At 37.7% G+C, this 488-nt stretch carries 1 protein-coding gene; it reads left to right on the forward strand.

The genetic code is table 11. The annotated features are described in order from the left end of the window. Positions 1–196 (forward strand): hypothetical protein (locus RM545_RS17530; protein WP_311496579.1); only part of this gene is annotated, 196 nt, incomplete at its 5' end. Between the last annotated feature and the right edge of the window lie 292 nt (positions 197–488).

A 488-nucleotide genomic window follows, 5' to 3' on the forward strand; every position in this document is an offset into this window, starting at 1 on the left:
ACCCACAATTGCTCCGAAAAAAACTTTTCAGAGCAATTGTGAAAAAATTTATTTTAAAAAATCTGTGGTGCAAAATGCTTCGCAAAACAAAAATACAGGAGCGGTAAAGAGTAGGGAACAGGACGGACAAAAAAAATGGATTTTTCTATTATTTTTAAGGAAAGGAAAAGCAAACCTGATGAAAAAAATGTTGTGAAACGGACTTTAACTGGACGGATAAAATTTCGATAACGGGAACGGACAAAAAAGAGATTTGTTTATTTGGTCGGTTATTTCCAGAAATAGGGTTTTTGCTTGTTTTTCATCACGGACAATAAATGCCGACTTTTACTCTGGCTGTGGAGAAAAAAAATACCAAAAGGTGCTTACTCAAACGTGTCGCAAAAGTGGGTAACAACATATAAAAACAATGCTTAATTTGGTCTCGAATCGAAAGTCCGTGCTCGCTTGCTTAGCGGATTGTCCTGCGGACAATCACGCGCGCCAGC

Origin of the sequence: Autumnicola lenta, from assembly GCF_031846515.1 — a bacterium.
GTDB classification, from domain to species: Bacteria; Bacteroidota; Bacteroidia; order Flavobacteriales; family Flavobacteriaceae; genus Autumnicola; species Autumnicola lenta.